The organism is Nitrosopumilus maritimus SCM1 (assembly GCF_000018465.1).
Classification (GTDB): Archaea; Thermoproteota; Nitrososphaeria; order Nitrososphaerales; family Nitrosopumilaceae; genus Nitrosopumilus; species Nitrosopumilus maritimus.
Map to the genome: position 1 here is coordinate 552,875 of NC_010085.1, position 16,510 is coordinate 569,384.

Below are 16,510 nucleotides of genomic sequence, written 5' to 3' on the forward strand. Positions count from 1 at the left end.
TTAATGATGATAATAGGTAATTATGCAATAACCTACGTGACTTTTTTATAGTTTAGATTAATTACAGAATTATGGTTAACTATCCTCCTTATGTTAATGGATATGGTCTTTTACCAAATTTGTTTAATGCTATAAAAACTGCCAACGTTCCAACTAAATTTAATCGAGATTTTGTTTCTACAATGTTAGGACTAAAATCTTCAAGTTATAATGCTATGATCCCCTTTATGAAAAATCTGGGATTTTTAGATCAAGGAAATGTTCCTACTCAACACTATCGAGATTATAGAGATGAAAGTTTGGGGAAAAAAATCATGGCACAGAGAGTAAAAGAAGCATATGGTGAGTTATTTACTGCTAATGAATATGCTCATAGATTAACCAAAGAACAAGTTGCAGCAAAACTTAGAACAATTCTTGGTGTTGGTGAAGACGATAAAACAGTAATTGTTGTAGCTGCAACATTTGCTGAATTATGTACTCTGGGAGATTTTGAAGGTAGTGAAATTACTAAAAATGAAAATGGAGAAACAGAAAATCTTCCTGATATCATTAGATCTTCTCCTGTATCTTCAAAGATTGGATTAAACTATACCATTAATCTTAATTTGCCTGCAACAACAGACATCGAAGTTTTTAATGCTATCTTCAAAAGTTTGAAGGAACATATTCTAAATGAGTGAAAAATTTTCTGAAAAAATTCGAAACTATGGAATGCGTAATTTTATGCTAGAAACAGAATTAGCAAAACTAGAACAACGTGGGATTGAGATTGGTCATATAAACACTGTCAAAAAAGATGAAAATGTAGATCCTGAATTATTTGATTCGGATATTAGAAAAAGTGCAAAAAGAATGGCTGATTTTTACGTGGTCTATTTTTCCTTAGAAAATTCTGTGAGGAGATTAATTAAAGAAACTTTGACAGAAAAATATGGGAAAGATTGGTGGGAAAAAGGTATTCCTAAAGGAATCAAAGATAATGTCAAACAAATTCAAGAGGATGAAAAAGATTCTGTAATGGCTATTCGTTCTGCTGATGACCCATTAACTTATACGAATTTTGGAGAATTAATTCCAATAATAGAATCTCAATGGGATCTGTTTTCAGATCGATTAAGGGGGAAAAAAGCAATGCAGCAAATCCTTTCTCAATTCAATAAAACTAGAAATTTAATTGCACATAGTTGTGAATTGGAACCTGATGAGGTCACTCGTTTAGAATTACTTGTAAAAGATTGGCAGAGAATCCAAACCTGATATGTAAAACGAGCCTAACAGATCAATCCTACGTCTTCTCTAAATACTCAAAAAACCATAAAATACGCATGAAATCGTACCTAAAAGTCGGATTTTCTAGGTCAACTTTAACAACAAGCTCAACTTTTCCTCAATTCCATTCTAAAATGACCCTTTTAGTCAAAAAAAAGAGGAAACAGCAATGAATCAGACTCTGCATATTGTATTTTTCATATTCTTACTTGTAGGGGTAATTGTTCCTGCATATGCTCAAACCGCAGAAAATGTTGTGATTAACGAAGTTGATATTAATCCTCCTGGCGATGATTCAAAATCCATTTCTGAGTGGGTTGAACTTTACAATCCTACTGATTCTGAAATTGATTTGAGTGGGTGGCAAATTGCGTCAACAACTGTTCTAAAGAAAACTATGACAATTGGCTCTGGAACTACTATTGAACCTGGACAATTTTTAACTTTTTCTTATCAAAGTGTTTGGTTTACTGACATCAATGAATCTGTTGAATTACGAGATGAAAATGGAATTGTAATTGATAAGACTCCAATACTCTCAGATATTAAAAATGACTTTACATCTTGGCAAAGGATCTATGATGGTTATGATTTGGACAATCCTGATGATTGGAAATTTGTAACATCTACCTCTGGTTCTACTAATGGAAAACTAGTACAAGAACAAAAACAAGATGAAATTTCTCTTTCTCTTTCTTCAGATAAATCATTTTACTTGTTTGGAGAAACTGCTGTAATTGAAGGAAGTGTTTCTAAAGCAGTATTTGTTGAGAAACCATTCTTTCAACCTGAAGTAATTACTGTAAAAATTAGTGGTCCTAATTTTGACAAAACATTAACTTTGTACCCTGATCTAAACAAAAATTTTAAAACAACTTTGGGGCTGCAAAAAGTTTTAGGAATCAATGAAGGCGATTACACAATAAATGCATCTTATGCAGGATCAACTGTTAATACGTCATTCTCAGTGGGATATGAAATTACTGAAGAACAAGTACAACAAGACAGTTTTCTCAATTTGAACACTGACAAAACTCAATACATTCCCGGTCAAATGGTTTCAATTACCGGTACTGCTACCGATATTGTTGAATTTCAGGGGATGAAATTCACTGTTACTAATTCTGAGGGTACAATTGTGTATAATGGAAATTTGTTTCCTGTAAATGGTCAATTTAAAACCAGTATTTTCTTGTCAACTGTAAATCCTGTATATGGTACTTATGAAATAATTGGTGAATATGTTGACAAATCTGTAATCACAACATTTGAAGTAATAGAAGATGCAAAAGAAACTGTTCCAATATCTCTGTGGACTAATAAGGATGTTTATGGAACTGGTGAAGTAGTAACCATAACTGGAAGACTAAATGATGTGTGGGTTGCTTCCCTTGATTTAGAAATAGTACAAACAAAGAATCTTGCTTTGGGCACTGGCAGCCAACTTGGTGGTGGTAATGTTCTAAAAATTCTTGATGTTGTCCGAATTGACGGTGATGGTAAATTCAAGTATTCTTTTACAATTCCTGATGTGGATACTCGATTAGGTGATTATAAAATCAAAGTTTCTAAAGATATTGGCTCTGCAAAAAAGACTGTCATGGTAGTAAAAGAACCTGAAAACTTTGTCCCAATCACTGATCCACTAATTGTTACAACAAACAAGCTTGTTTATGATTTCACTTTGGATAAAGAACTCGTAATCCGTGGTCAAATAAAGAACCCTGTAGATCGAACAAGTTTTGAAACTCCTACCGTGTTAATTTCATTTAAAGATGAAAACGGTAAACCCCTTTCTATTATTGGTGTTCCTGAGGGTGTTAATCAGGGAGCTGCTGGCGGCACAGGTAGTGTGACTGCAAAATATCAGTTCACTGCAATACCTGAATCTGGTGGAACATTTTCTGTAACTGCTGACATTAGTAGAGGTATATTTTCTGAAGGTACGTACACTATAACTGCACAATATCTTGATCTTACTTCAACAACTTCGTTTGATATTGTTGATGACTTAGCAGGCGGAGGTGTGGTATCTCTTGATAAAGATGTTTATGGTTTAGGTGAACAGGTGGTTGTTAGTGGTATTATTCCGACAAGTGATCGTTCTGTAACTATTTCTGTTACAAGACCTGATGGTACAAAAACCACATATGGCGAAGCTGTTGATAACCAAAGATTCTCTTGGTCTTGGACTACCCCTGTTTCAGAACGATATCAAACGCTGAAATCTGACGGTGAACGTGGTGTTACATTTTCAAATTTCGGTATTTATAAAATCAAAGTAGCAGGTGATACATACAGCAAAGATTTACTATTCAAAGTATCTACTGATCCTGAAAATGATTCTTTATCTGCCACCCCTCTTTTTATAACTACAGACAAATCTCTGTACCAAGCAGGAGATAAACTCAAAGTAATTGGAAATGTTATTCCTCGTGATCAAGGTGATGAGGGATTAGTAGTTCCCGACCGTGTAACTATCAAAGTTTTGGATGGAACATTCCCGTACAAGCAAATTCATGAAGCATCTGTTTACCCAAAACAAGGTGGTGAATTTTCAAGCTTGTTTGAGTTACCTGCAACTATCTTTAGTGAGGGCATGTATACTGTAAAAGCAATTTATTCCACAAAGCAAGTAACATCAACATTTAGTGTTGCTAATGATTTTACATTTGGTATTGATGAACCTGTATCGTTATTAGCATCAACTGATAAATCTGAATATTATCCTGGTGATACCGTAATTATTTCTGGAAAACCAAACAAATTGATTTATCTTGAAGCCTATGATGTAAGTATCATTAAAAAGTCTGATACTGAAATTACTTGTGGTTCTTTTATTTGTGGAACTCATGTTGGACAAGTAAAATCCATTCGTCCTAGCCCATCTGGTTCTTTTACTCATGAATTCCCAATCAAGAATACATTATCTTCAATTGGAACATATGAAGTAACTATTGATGCTGACTTTGAAACAAAACATATTAGATTTAACGTTGTAGAAGAACCTCTTGCTCCTAAATTAGAAACAGTGATTGAAAAAGAAAACAGAATTCCTGACAAAACAATTTCTGTATCTACTCCAGAAAAAACTGTAGATGATGCAACCTTTGCTCCTAGAGTTGTTTCTGGCTCCTTACTTACTCCAATTAAAGATGAAGCCTCTAATGTAAATCTCAAAGTATCTTCTGAGAGTGGTGTTTGTATAATTGGTCCTGATGCTGATTGTCTTGTTAGTGAATCCACTAGAAAACCTGGACAAATTTATGATGTCGTTGAAGTAGATGGAATGAGTCTAAATGTAAGGTATAGTGGCCCTGATGTACGCCTAGAAAAATTCAGCATACTACCTGAATCTTCTGAATCATTCTTGCCTGATTCTGATTGGAATGTAGAAATACTCAAAGATGAACAAGTATCCAGGTTCTATTACAAAGTAACTTACAAAACAATAGAGTAAGTTCAAAATACCATTTACTCTGAAATTATTTGAAATGAAACTCCAAGTTTTGATGTTTTATCAAGATGATCCAAAAAAATGCACAGCTGCAAAAATGGTAAAGTTTGGTCTTGCTCAAAGTATTAAAAAAATCGGAACTAAAGGATTAGTTTTAGATCCTTTCTCAAAAAATACTCTTATGTCTAAAGACAAATCACTAATCAACTCTATTGTTGGAATTGATTGCTCTTGGAATCTAGCTGATCAAGCATTTTCAAAAAAATTTAATGGAATAAAACGAAAACTTCCACCATTACTTGCAGGAAATCCTGTAAATTATGCAAAATTAAACAAATTAACCACTGTTGAAGCATTGGCTGCATCATTATTCATCTTGGGACAAAAAGAACAAGGTTTAGAACTACTTGAAAAATTCAAGTGGGGACATACTTTCTATGAATTAAATCAAAATTTATTTGATGAATATTTGAAATTAGAAAACGAAGAACAAATTGAATTAATTCTTAAAGATTATGGTTTACTCTGACGTTTCTTTAACACAATGATGACCCCTACAATTATTACTATTGGAATTATCCAAATCTCATAACCTGTTTTGTTCTCAAAAAATTCTATATCTTCAGAAGAACTACTTGGTAACTCTGATTTCATTTCAGTTACAATGAAACTTGTTTCATAAAAATCTGGTTTGAGCACTGAGTTTGATACTGCAAAAATCTTTACATTACCAGTTCCTGTTTGTAATTTTTCTGAATTTGTTGAATCTATGTTGATACTAATTTTCTCTCCTAGCATATTCAATGATTGTGATGAAACCATTTCTCCTTGATTGTTTGTTAGAAAATATAAGATTGAATCTGTATTCTTAGCCTCGATTTTTATTGAAAATTCTTCACCCTTCTTGATAATACTGTTCATTTCCATTCCTGTAATTATTGGAAATTTTGGATTTTCAAATTCAGACCAACTTCCAATCTTAAATGGATACATATCATTTTCAAATGCACTTATTGTAATTGTTCGTGATTCTGGTGCATATGATTCTAGATAAAATGGCCCATTACTAATTACTGCATGATTGTTTTCTTCAATCCATTTTATAGATGAATCAAATCTTTCTTGGAAATACTTTGATTCTGAGTTATTTTTCTCTAGTGAAACGGGTATGTGATTTGAATCTCTGAATTCTTGCAAATACTCTTTGATAAGATTTGCATCATTTGGAATAATTAACGATAACCAATTCACATTCTTGCTTGTTGCTCCTGATCTAGAAAATGATACTTTGCCGTCTTGAACTGCTTTTTCCATTGCTGCAGATATTTCCCAAGGCATTGTATTCCAAATAACTGCCCAATCAGCTATCTCTCCTTCATCAAAATGCCAATAATCCACATAAACTTCAATGGTATCCTCATCGATTTGGTTTACCCCAATTATTGTTTGAATATTTTGAGCAGCTCTAGGGGTAAATTCTGCATCAAACGTTTTATCATTTTCGTCTGTTTGTGTTCCCCATTCAATTGTAAAATATAGAGAATGCATAATGTCATTCATGTCGATTTTTTGACCATTATGCCAATTACCAAAATTAAAATCAAAAACAATTTTGCTTTTAGCTACTGTATTTGGTTTGATGTTTTCCCATTGTTGTACTACTGGATTCCAGATTATTGCATCTGTTGGAACTGTTAGATTTCCATTTGGACCAGCAGTTTCTATCTGCCAATTTGTTCTAATTGGAAATGTTTCTCCTGTAAATGGATGTTTGAATGTTCCAGGATCTGACACCACTCCCCAAATATGTCTGCTATAACTATCAGTCAAACCCATGATTGGATTCCATGCACCTTGATAGATTTGCTTGACTCCAATTACTAGTTCATCATTTTGACTTTGTGCATTTATTGGTGTGAATCTACTTGGCACTCCTGCTCCAAAGTCATTAACTACCCCACTTACTTTCTCATTTACAACATATTGATCAATTTTACTTGCCAAAAAAATTCTCACAGATTCATTAATTCCCTCAACTACTGCATCTTGAATCAACACTGATCTATCCTCCGAAGTTTGAAAATCTCCTGTGTAGATTTTTTGAGTTATTTCGTCCATCTTTACATTTTCATAATTCCAATAGGATGGATCGTTAAAACCTGGCATGTTTGAAAACCATGGTGAATACATTTGACTTAGTCCTACTGAATCATATCTTACAAATGCTGAACGTGCCCATCCTTCAGTATACAAACTCCATTTCAAATCTGATGGATTTGAACCATATACTACAACAAATGCCTTATTCAAATCCCCAAAATCTTTCTTTACTGAAAATCCAACCTTCTCTAATTCTATTGCTAAAATCTCTCCAATTGATTTTCTAACTGGATCATCACTTCTGATAAACATCCTAATTTCAATTGGAGACTCATCCATGTACCATCTTTCATCAATTTTCACTGCTCCTTTTTCTTTTAGAGCACTTGTGATAATTTCTTGAGCCAGTGTAGGGTTGTATTTGAAATTAAATCTCTCCAATTCTTCCAAAATTGTTAGATATTCTGGGTCTGAAGGTCCGTAATAGGAAATTATTGGTGAACCATATCCTCCCATCAATTCATTCACAATCAATTTTCTGTCTACCAAATAGTTTAGAGCAAACCTGATTTCTTTAATTGAAAACGGATTAAATTTTTCTGCTTCTGCAGGATTGACTAGAATACTATATGACCCGCCTGTAGAATCAAAAACATGCAATCCTTCTCTATCTTGATTGTTTTCCAGTCTATCTGAAGATATTCTGTAATAATACATGTCAAGGTTGCCATTTCGAACTTCTTCTAACGCAGTATTCTCATCTAAATATTGGATAAATTTTACAGAATCTACAAATACATTTTTTTCTGCAAATACTTGATTTGTTCCAACAATAACTATTGAAAGAGCTAGTATGACAACTAGCATATTTTTCATATCAATAATTTAAGAGGCTCATAATAAAACCTATATCATAATACCCTGTTCTTTATTTCTTAAAACCTAAATTCCTTTCATGATTCATGAATTTAAATTGAAAATTAATCCAAAAATGATTACTGGGCTAAAAGGAATAATTATTGGTGGTGTTTCTCCAAAAGATTTTTCAGCTGTAACTAAAATAAGCGAAGATGAATCAAAATCAATTTTAGATGAATTTATCAAAAACAACATTGGAACAAAACAGGATAGTTTTTACTATTTTGAAGAAGGGGACAAACTAAAGATAGCAATATCTTTACTTGAAAAGGGATTTCCAGTAGATGAGATATCTATTGCTCTAGATTGGAAAGATTTTGAAGGATTAACTGCAGAAATACTTTCTTCCAAAAATTTTGCTGTAATGAGAAACATGATTTTAACAAAACCTCGAATGGAAATTGATGTAGTTGGAGTTAGATTGGGTGTTGCGATACTAATTGATTGCAAACACTGGAAGCGTTATAGTGTATCCTCACTTTCATCTGTCGTTAAAAAACAAATTGAGAGAACAAGGCAATATGTGGCAAAAACAGAAGGTGCCATTGCAGTTCCTGTCATTGTTACTTTGTATCAAGATAAAGTTGATTTTATTGAAAATGTGCCTATTGTACCAATATTTCAATTCTCATCATTTGTTGATGAATTTTATGGAAATATTGATCAGATGAAAACTATAGAAAAAGACTAGTTATGAAGAATATTACTCCTCCAATTAGAAACCCTTTAGTGATTTTTAATGAGTTATCTAATGCCTTTGAATAATCTTCATAGATCCCTTGTCCCATCACTTTAACTTCTGTTTCATTTTCTAAAATCTCAAACTTTGCAGTTGATGTGTTAGATTCAGCATTGCTTGCAATCTCCAAAAACCATTTTGCAAGTTTATCTGCACTGGTAATCAATCCTAATTGGTAGTATCCATTTCTATTTCTGGCTTTCACTGGTGCATAATGAGTATCTGATGTGCAAATCTCAAGTAGTTGAAGGTCTTTTCTTGCAAACAAATCTATGATCTTCTCTCTAACTCCATTTTCCATATTATTTGCATCTGCCCATCCAAGAAAGTATTTTTTTTCATTGATTTTGAGACATACTATTCCTAGTCCACCCATTCCCAAGTCTTCAGTCCAAACATCCATGTCATCTGAATTTGCATATCCAAATTCAATTGGGAAACTATCTTTTGTGATTAGAGTGTCTAGACAGGATTTGGCAGCTTTTAGCATATCTTCCCCATCTTCACTTGAAATTTCTTCTCCCATTGCATTGTGACAATCAACAATTAGCGGTTTTGAATAATTTCGGTTTTTAGCATATTGCTCAATATCATTTTTCATGTAGTTTGGAATGTCTTCCATTCCATGTGGTGACAGTGACAAGAACAGTAATGGGTTTTTTCCAAAAAGCAATCCAATCACTCTTGCTTTGTTGATTTGGACTGTTACTGGTTCTGTACACTGCAATCCTTCTTCTTTGACTTTGCTGTTTTCTAGATTCTTTAGATAATTTTCAACTTCATTTTTTGATGGAAGATTGAGTGCATGGTCTGATATACTGTGCATCACCATGGCTGATGATGACAAATTTTTGTAAATCAAATATGGTATGTTGCTACCCCCTACTGGATGATATGGACCTGGATGAATTTCAGGTAGAACCATTCTGAATTCTTTACCTCCGTCATTAGCTGACAATCTTATTTGTGAAGTTGCAACCTTGGTTTCACTAGAGCGCTCTTCCATGATTTCTTCTGCTTCTGTATGATCATTTTTTTGTGATGCAAGATATGCTTGAATTGTTTTATGAGTACTTTCCATTCCTGGTCTTCCTGCTCTGTCTGTAAGTACTGACCACACACTAGCAATTATCATAAATGAAATCCCGTAAAACAATGTCATTGGGTCACTGAACATTGGACTCCACAAATGTTGTGGGATTAAAACTGCAAACATTGCTAATGGTTGAACAAAACAAATCGCCCATGCTTTCTTGAGACTTACTCCAAGCGTTGTAGTGTAAATCCCAATTCTAAAACTTGCAAAGAGAAACATTCCAAAAGTTACAAAGAACAATGATGTTTCTTTAGATAAGACAAAACTTGCTAGTAATCCTAACAATACTGTTGCAGCCCATAACATATTTGCAAATAATGAGGAATGTAATGACTTTGAGTATTCTTTTTTCTTTGTGAATCGTGTATCAAGTAATTGTGTTAAGAAAAGTACTGTCATGACTGCAGGTACAATATACCATGCTTCTTCAATACTACTGTCCAAATACCCCAAGAGTGTTGCAAGTGAAATTATTGCGGCCACTCCCAGTGATACCACTAGTGAAAAGTAATGTGATGATGGATTTACTAGGGTAAGGGAAAACCTATTGTGAATATTTGAAACATCGTCTGATTCTTTTTCCATTTCTTATTCAGGGAGCTAAAAAGATATCGATTGCCCATGATATGGAAATTAAACTAATAGGAATTGATACTACGATTCTTGGATCTATCTTGAATCCTTTTGTCTCATCTTCAAAGAACCTCATGAGACCTCCACTTGATGCTGGAAGTGGTGCTGATTTCTTATCTGCCATTTAACTCGAAAACAAGGATTTTGACATAAAAACTTTATTGTTTGTTTTTGATCTTATCCATTGCCTCTAGTAGGGAATTAATCGAATTTAGTATCTCCTGCTGCTTTGTATGATCCTTTTCTTCTTCCAACTCTTTTGACAAAACTGCAAGTTTTTTTTCTAGTGTCTCCGACAGTGATGATTTAATCTCCTTTTGGTTCACTACTGGAATCTCTTTTTTCTCAGGCTCTCTGCCACAGCTTATACATAATGCATGCCCGTCTTTCATCACTCTTACTCCTTTGCAGTATGGACATGGTTCACTGAGTAACGTTGCCCCTTGTAGTAACATTTCTGCTGCTTTTTTTGTAAGATCTTTTGACACTATTTTTCTTGAATTTTCTATCTAAAAAATCCAATTATTTTCAAAAATATTGTATTTCAAACAAGGCTTAATAGTGCGTATAATTGAATTTATTCGAACGAATGGCAGTAATTTGTAATACTTGTGGTCTTCCTGAAGACTTGTGTGCATGCGGTGAACTTGCCAAAGATAGCACCAAAATTATAATTCGATTAGAAACAAGACGGTTTAAGAAAAAAGGTACTATGATTGAAGGCTTGGATCCTAAACTAAATAATTTAGAAACTGTTGCAAAGGAACTAAAAAGCAAGTATGCGTGTGGTGGAACTGCCAAAGAAGGCTACATTTTCTTGCAAGGTGATCATCGTGACACCATCAAAGATACTCTAACTGATCTAGGCTTTGCTGAAGAAAGTATCGAGTTACACTAAAACAAATTGCAAAATCAAAATAAATTACTTCAAGCTGTTGGTATTCCTTTTACTGCATTACTTTCTGTAATCTTTGGATTACTTTTGGTCTCTTTTCCAATTGGCATCTTTGTTGTTTTTGAAAGCGATATTGGTGGTGATATCAATTATGACTTTCCAATAACTCATTTGGTATTATTTGAAGGAACTTCAGTATATCAAACTGCATCTGATGTTAGCATTGGTGATGTCTTTGTTGGTTTGTGGGTATTTTATGTTGTCTTGTTTGTAATTGCTATCTTGGGTCCTAAAACTGGATTTCTAAAATCATTTACCTCTATCATATCTTTTGGAAAATACGATTCAACCTCAAACTATATGGTTGGTGTTACAAAATGGCTATCTATTCTAGTTTTAGTTTCTGTATTGATTAATTTTGTACAGGAACAATTTGGAATTGTAACCGTTCCTCCTCTTGACGACAATGACTTGATACAATTTTTTTATGTGTCCCTTGCACCTTTAATTGAAGAGATTGGATTCCGTTTAATTCTGATTGGAATTCCACTATTTGCGCTTTATTCTAGAAGAACCTCTGTAAAATATTTTTTCAAATGTTTGTGGTCTCCTAGAAATCTTGACATTTATGATTCAAAAAAGGCAATTTTACTGATTGTTTTTGTTGGTATTTTGTTTGGGTTTGCCCATATTGCATTTGCAGAATCATGGACTGAAGGAAAATTTGCTCAAGCTGCTGCTGGGGGAATTATTTTAGGATGGGTCTATCTTAGATTTGGATTTGTTGCATCTTTGTTGATTCATTGGGCAACAAACTATTTCATATTCTCTTACGCAACTTTTCTATCTCAGATAAATTCAATATCTATTGAAAGCGCATTTTCACATTCATTGATGTCTACTTTGGAATTGTTACTTTTAGCATCTGGAATATTGTCTGTGGGAATGTTGTTCTTACATAGGTATTGTTCTAAAAAGGAATCTTCTCTAGAGGTTTAATGCTACTTTTAGGCCTTTGTACCTGTTTCTGATGGTCACTTCAGTGACTCCTGCAGCTTCTGCTACATCTCGCTGTGTTTTATTTTCTCCATTTGTTACACATGCAACATAGAGTGCAGCAGCTGCTAATCCCATTGGGTCTTTACCTGCTGAAATTTTATTTTCTTCTGCAGTTTGCAAAATCTTTGTTGCTTTTCTTTTTGTTTTCTCTGATAAACCAGCTTTGCTTGCAATTCTTGAAATACATTTGATTGGGTCTACTACTGGCATCTTCAAATTTAATTCTCTTAACAATAATCTATAACATCTTGCAATGTCTTTTCTTTTGATGTTACTTGCTTGTCCAATATCTTTTAGTGTTCTTGGGGTTTCAGTGTCTCGACATGCAGCATAAAGTGCTGATGCAATTAAAGCTGAAATGGAACGTCCTCTAACTAGTCCTTTCTCTAATGCTTTTCTGTAAATGTAAGCTGCTTTTTCAATAACTGCATCACCTACTGCTAATTTGTCTTTGAGTCTATCTAATTCACTAAATGCTTGTCTAAAGTTTCTGTCAACTGGTTCATGAACTTGACTTCTACTATCCCAAGTTCTTAATCTCTCAATAGTACTTTTCATTGAAGCTGTTAATGGTTTTCCAGTTGCATCTCTGTTTTGAGGATTGATTACAGTAGCTAATCCCATATCGTGCATTGCAAGTGATGTTGGAACTCCTGCTCTGCTTTTGTTTTCACCTTCATTTGAAAAGGATCTCCATTCCGGACCTGACTCTTCAACTTTTTCAGTAATTACAAATCCACATGCTCCGCAAAAATTCTCTCCAGTGTTTGGATCAGTAACTAGTGTGCCTTTTCCACACCTTGGACATTTGTATTTTTGATTTTCTCCTTTAACCATTTTTATATCTCCCAAATCGTTTTATGATAATATTTAACATTTTCTAAACCATCACTTATAAGTCTGTTGGTGATCGTACATAAAAAATGACAATTTTTTGAGTATTTTTTTAATTTTTTTACGGTGATTCTAAAATTTGTTTAATTTTTTCTGCAACGTGAGGTTTCTCTTTTTGTTCTAAAAGGAATTTCAAATCTTCTGCATTATCTACATCCCACATGATTCTCTTGACAAACACCATTGCAACATTTAGTGTGTGTTCTTTTGCAGTGCTCATGTGAATTTTGTAACTGTCTTCATCATAATGAGTCTCCATCAAATCTATTGGCATTCTAACAAGTGCGTTTGTTCCATCAAATCTTCTTGATGGAACGATTATTGCAAAGTTGGGATGCATTTTGTAGTTTAACATAAAATCAATATCTTGTGTTTTGATGTATGGTATATCTTGAGGAAATACCATTGATGCATCAAAATTATTTTCTAATAGATACTTGTCTGCAAGTGCAACTGCACTATTGACACTTTCTTCTTTCTCATCAATTATTGTATGAACTTTGAATTTTTTTCCAATCTCAATTGCTTTTTCTTCTTTTGTAACCATTACAACTTTGTCAATTTGAGGTGAGATTGAAACTGTCTGCAGAATTTCTTCTAACATCACTTTACACAAATCTTCAACTTTTTGTGGAGGTAAATCTAAACGAGTTTTTGCATTAGAGAAAGTCTTTACAGGAATTATTGCAGCTATTTTCAAATTATACGTGTACTTGTTTTAGGATAAAGTTTGCTAGTGCATCTTCAGCTTGTTTATTTTTCATAGTTATTTTAGTTTCAAAAACTTTCATGTCTAAACTTTGAATTTTTTTTGATAGCATTCTGTCTTTAGTGTCTATAATTATGTTGGAACATACATCTGAATACATCTTGGCTAATCCATATGCATTTGATTCTATGCCTGCAGCCTGCATGTATTTTGCAGCAGGACCACTTATTGCATTATCTCCAATTAATGGACTTATTGCTACTACTTTTTTCTTAATTTTTGATAATTCTTTTCTGATTCCTTTAATCTGAAGCATTGGTCCAATTGATGTTAGGGGATTTCCAGGAGCTAAAATTACCATGTCTGCATCATGAATTGCATTTACAGCTTCAGGATTTGGACGGGCTTTGTCAGCTCCAATGTATTGAATTCCTTCAACTGGGTCTCTTCCCCTATGTTTCACCCAATACTCTTGTAAGTGTAATTCTCCTTTGTCTGTAATGATTCTTGTTTCAATGCTGTTGTCCGTTACTGGAATAATATTTGCACTAACTGCAAATTTTTCACACATCCATTTTGTAATGTCGCTAAGATTTTTTCCATTCTTTAACATGTTTGTTCTAATTAGATGAGTTGCAGCATCTCTGTCTCCAACTCTAAACCATGTCTCTTCACCAAACACTTCCATTTGACGTAAAAAGTTGAAAGTATCCTTCTTGATTCCCCAGCCTTTCTCTGGATCTAGTAAATCTGCTAATCCGTACACAATTGTATCAATATCTGGACACACATAGAGTCCGTATAACCAATAATTATCACCTACATTACTTACTACATTGACTTTGGATTCTTGAGAAACTAATCCTCTGACTAGCTTGACTGAACCTGTTCCTCCTGCTAAAACTGTAATCATATCATTTTCTCCTAAAACTGCAAAGTCTGCCGTGTTCACTCCATATTACTTTTTCAAAAAATTGCGATCTATGTCTTGGATAAGTTTATTACTGTAAATAATTGCTCAGTAGATCGTGTCTAGGGCAGTCGTTTTAACCGTATTACTTGCTGGTCTTATCGTCGTAGGTTCTACTGGTTCTGTTTTTGGTGCCCAAATGGATGCAAGAATTAACCCAAACAATGAGACTTCACCATTTAAGATGAATTACCAAAAAACAGTATTCATCGAGTACCCAAATGGTGGACAGCTATTTGATGTCTTACAAGGTCAAGAATGGTCAGTTATTGGCGAAGCTGATATCTCAGATCCTGGCGTCAAATCTTTAATGACTCAACTAAATAACAAAATCAAGGCAGATGGCAGTCAAGCCCAAATTACTGACTTAAACGTCTCTTATGATATTCACCTTAAAGCAAGAAACATCAACACATCAGTCGATTACAGAGTAATCATTGAAGGAACTCTTTCAAACTATGTAATTACTCAAGACTCTCTAAAAACCCTGATTGATTTAGGATGGAGAGGACTCACTGCAACTGATGAAGTTGTAATTGATGGACATGAACTAAATTTCCCAATTAACATTTTACTTGAAATGGAACCTGAAGCCGCAGCATTCTTTGTAGGAACTGAAGCTGAAGAAGTTTTACACAGAAATCTTATTGATGCTGACTTTATCTTGGAACAACCATTAACAAACTGGCACTTTTTGTTTGACCCAACTGGTATCAACGTTGATGCTGGAACATTTGGTCTAAGTGATGAGATTGCAGGTTATGTTGTTTCTAGTTGGACTATGGGTGAAAGTAGTCTTAGAGAAGGAAGACAAGTAGAAAGAGTCTATGAAGCCGAAGTAATGGCTGATCAACTATATATTGTTAGAAGTGTTCAATCCTCAGACCAAGGTAACTTGTATGCAATTGGATTTGGTGCTTTAGATATTTTTGATGGTGTTGAGATTGCAGGTGTAACTCCAACTCCTCCAGAAGATTATGCTACTACATCAACAGGTGATTTCCCTGTTATGATTATCTATGGAATGGCAGCCATTGCAGGTATTGCTGGCGGTGCATTCTTTATGTTTAGTAACCGTGCTCTCAAGAATGAGAAGACTGGTCAACAAGGAATTGACCCAAATAGATTAGTAGGTTATCAAACTAGTGTCTCATCTGGTGGTTACCAAACCAACAGAGGTGAAGCACAACTAGCAGATGGTTCTGATTATCAACAAACAAGAAGTATGTATGATGATTCTTCAAATTCAACTCAAAGCCCTCCTCCACAACCAGAAGCAACTCCTACCGCAGCAGAAGAAGCCGCATGTGGATGTGCAGCATCCGCTGAAATGGGCTCAGAATGTGATTGTGCAATGCAAGGAGCATGTTTGTGTGATGCAACATGTCCATGTAATGCAGATATTTGTAAAGAAAACGCTCGTGAAATGAGTTAGATTTTAGAAAAATATTTTCTAGTTTTTACTAATGGGGTTTCTATCTAATTTTCGTAAAGAATTACAATCTGCAAAAGCAAAAAAGGCAGCTCAAATTAATGGTAAAACTCTCAAAGGATTGCTAAAGACATTCAAGGAAGAAAGAGACCAAGTAGAAAAAGAAACTGGAACTCGTCCTGAGATTGATGATACAACCCGAATGTACATGCAAAAAGTTCTAAACGTTTGGATTTCTGAAGGAAAAAATATTGATGAAGAAAAGTTTTGGAGAGAAGTAGATTACAATAGACAGTTTACTCATCCAGTTGAATATTATGAAATTAAAAATTGAAA

Annotated in this window: 16 protein-coding genes; 9 read left to right on the top strand and 7 right to left on the bottom strand. The window is 34.0% G+C overall.

Annotated elements, in window-relative coordinates; all coding sequences use genetic code 11:
• The first annotated feature begins 71 nt into the window (after positions 1-71).
• From NMAR_RS03285 to NMAR_RS03300, 4 genes are all read left to right on the top strand, one after another.
• Entirely contained in the window at positions 72-683 is a 612-nt protein-coding gene (locus tag NMAR_RS03285) for a DUF5343 domain-containing protein (protein WP_012214997.1), read from the top strand.
• A complete protein-coding gene (locus NMAR_RS03290) occupies positions 676-1,260 on the top strand; it encodes a Swt1 family HEPN domain-containing protein (RefSeq protein WP_012214998.1) in 585 nt (194 codons plus the stop codon). Before NMAR_RS03285 ends, NMAR_RS03290 begins: the two co-directional genes overlap by 8 nt.
• Before the next feature lie 181 nt (positions 1,261-1,441).
• Positions 1,442-4,732, top strand: a complete 3,291-nt coding sequence (locus NMAR_RS03295; RefSeq protein WP_012214999.1) for a lamin tail domain-containing protein — start codon at positions 1,442-1,444, stop codon at positions 4,730-4,732.
• 34 nt (positions 4,733-4,766) lie between these two features.
• The gene (locus NMAR_RS03300) at positions 4,767-5,258 is read left to right on the top strand and encodes a DUF367 family protein (protein WP_012215000.1); all 492 of its coding nucleotides are present in this window, start codon (positions 4,767-4,769) and stop codon (positions 5,256-5,258) included.
• Here NMAR_RS03300 and NMAR_RS03305 read toward each other — a convergent pair.
• Positions 5,243-7,705 (bottom strand): ABC transporter substrate-binding protein, encoded by a 2,463-nt coding sequence (locus NMAR_RS03305; RefSeq protein ID WP_012215001.1) that lies wholly within the window; start codon positions 7,703-7,705, stop codon positions 5,243-5,245. The genes NMAR_RS03300 and NMAR_RS03305 overlap by 16 nt on opposite strands.
• Positions 7,706-7,784: 79 nt before the next feature.
• Here NMAR_RS03305 and NMAR_RS03310 point away from each other — a divergent pair, with 79 nt between their 5' ends.
• On the top strand, positions 7,785-8,438 hold the full coding sequence (locus tag NMAR_RS03310) for a hypothetical protein (RefSeq protein WP_012215002.1): 654 nt from the start codon (positions 7,785-7,787) through the stop codon (positions 8,436-8,438).
• Here NMAR_RS03310 and NMAR_RS03315 read toward each other — a convergent pair.
• From NMAR_RS03315 to NMAR_RS03325, 3 genes are read right to left on the bottom strand one after another with little or no spacing between them, the layout of a single operon-like run.
• Entirely contained in the window at positions 8,422-10,167 is a 1,746-nt protein-coding gene (locus tag NMAR_RS03315) for a DUF2070 family protein (RefSeq protein WP_012215003.1), read from the bottom strand. The two genes, NMAR_RS03310 and NMAR_RS03315, sit on opposite strands and share 17 nt — an antisense overlap.
• Before the next feature lie 7 nt (positions 10,168-10,174).
• Complete coding sequence (locus NMAR_RS03320) at positions 10,175-10,339, bottom strand: preprotein translocase subunit Sec61beta (RefSeq protein WP_148680069.1); 165 nt, start codon at positions 10,337-10,339, stop codon at positions 10,175-10,177.
• A gap of 34 nt (positions 10,340-10,373) precedes the next feature.
• Positions 10,374-10,703, bottom strand: coding sequence for an Sjogren's syndrome/scleroderma autoantigen 1 family protein (locus tag NMAR_RS03325; protein WP_012215004.1), 330 nt, complete (start codon positions 10,701-10,703; stop codon positions 10,374-10,376).
• Positions 10,704-10,804: 101 nt separating this feature from the next.
• Here NMAR_RS03325 and yciH point away from each other — a divergent pair, with 101 nt between their 5' ends.
• Entirely contained in the window at positions 10,805-11,113 is a 309-nt protein-coding gene (gene yciH / locus NMAR_RS03330) for a translation initiation factor (RefSeq protein ID WP_012215005.1), read from the top strand.
• A gap of 6 nt (positions 11,114-11,119) precedes the next feature.
• Complete coding sequence (locus tag NMAR_RS03335; protein ID WP_012215006.1) at positions 11,120-12,109, top strand: CPBP family intramembrane glutamic endopeptidase; 990 nt, start codon at positions 11,120-11,122, stop codon at positions 12,107-12,109.
• On the opposite strand, the gene NMAR_RS03340 is transcribed toward NMAR_RS03335, so the two are convergent.
• The 3 genes from NMAR_RS03340 to cofD form a co-directional block, all read right to left on the bottom strand.
• A complete protein-coding gene (locus NMAR_RS03340) occupies positions 12,098-13,006 on the bottom strand; it encodes a transcription initiation factor IIB (RefSeq protein WP_012215007.1) in 909 nt (302 codons plus the stop codon). The genes NMAR_RS03335 and NMAR_RS03340 overlap by 12 nt on opposite strands.
• 118 nt (positions 13,007-13,124) lie before the next feature.
• Positions 13,125-13,763, bottom strand: a complete 639-nt coding sequence (gene cofC, locus NMAR_RS03345; protein WP_012215008.1) for a 2-phospho-L-lactate guanylyltransferase — start codon at positions 13,761-13,763, stop codon at positions 13,125-13,127.
• Between the two features lies 1 nt (position 13,764).
• Positions 13,765-14,685 (bottom strand): 2-phospho-L-lactate transferase, encoded by a 921-nt coding sequence (gene cofD, locus NMAR_RS03350; protein WP_148680293.1) that lies wholly within the window; start codon positions 14,683-14,685, stop codon positions 13,765-13,767.
• Positions 14,686-14,800: 115 nt separating this feature from the next.
• On the opposite strand from cofD, the gene NMAR_RS03355 reads away from it, so the two are divergent.
• Complete coding sequence (locus tag NMAR_RS03355; RefSeq protein WP_012215010.1) at positions 14,801-16,177, top strand: hypothetical protein; 1,377 nt, start codon at positions 14,801-14,803, stop codon at positions 16,175-16,177.
• Between the two features lie 31 nt (positions 16,178-16,208).
• The gene (locus NMAR_RS03360) at positions 16,209-16,508 is read left to right on the top strand and encodes a hypothetical protein (RefSeq protein ID WP_012215011.1); all 300 of its coding nucleotides are present in this window, start codon (positions 16,209-16,211) and stop codon (positions 16,506-16,508) included.
• The last annotated feature ends 2 nt before the right edge of the window (positions 16,509-16,510 follow it).